Genomic DNA, 821 nt, shown 5'->3' on the forward strand with positions numbered 1-821 from the left:
CGCCCACCCCACCCCTACGCGGCCCGTCGACGCCCGCGCCCGGTGACTGACCCGCTCGGGAGGGGTCCCGGACCCCCGCTGGTACCCATGAGTCGTCAACTCGTGGTGCGGGAGCGGCCGTTGGCGCCGAGGAGGGGGGCGGGCTCAGGTGATGGTGACGCACTCGCTGACGTACGACCCGGTGGTCGACGCCAAGCGCCTGCCGCGGAGCCGCCCGTTGCGGACGCCGCCGCCGGGAAGGGCGTTGGTGCTGGTGCCGGAGGGCGGCCCGGCGCTGACGGTCCGCCCGGGGGAGCCGGTGCCCGACGTGCGGGGCGGTGCGTACCGGGGGATGTTCCTGGTGGACACCGCGGAGCATCGACTGGCACTCGGCCTGCGACTGCCCGGCCGGGACGCGCCCGACGCGTTCCACTGCCACGTGCGGCTGATGTGCCAGGTCACCGACCCGGCCGCGATCGTGGCCCGGGGCATCCGCGACATGAGCGCCGCGTGGCACGACCCGCTGCACGTCCAACTGCGGGACGTGTCCCGCCGGTACGGCACCGAACAGCTCCGGGAGGCGCAGGGCGCGCTGAACGCCGCCCTGCGGCACATCACGGGCGCCCCGACCGTCCGGCTGTACGACGCCCGTGCCGAGCTCCGGTCGGATGCGCCCGGTCCCAGTCGGGTGCGTGGGGTCCGGGCCCGGGGGTCCGGGGATGCGGCGGAGCCGAAGGTGCCGGGCGGGCCCGAGGTGCTGCGGGGCGAGGTGCTGGCCCGCAGGGAGGAGCCACTGCCACCTCCGCCGCCGTCTACACCCCCGTCTCCGCCCCCGTCTCCGC

The 821-nt window shown here is 76.6% G+C and carries 1 pseudogene; it reads left to right on the forward strand.

The window, feature by feature from the left end:
• Nucleotides 1-148 precede the first annotated feature (148 nt).
• Nucleotides 149-821, forward strand: a pseudogene (locus L0P92_RS44720) (hypothetical protein); the annotation flags it as partial.

This window comes from Streptomyces muensis (assembly GCF_021474425.1).
Taxonomy (GTDB): Bacteria; Actinomycetota; Actinomycetes; order Streptomycetales; family Streptomycetaceae; genus Streptomyces; species Streptomyces muensis.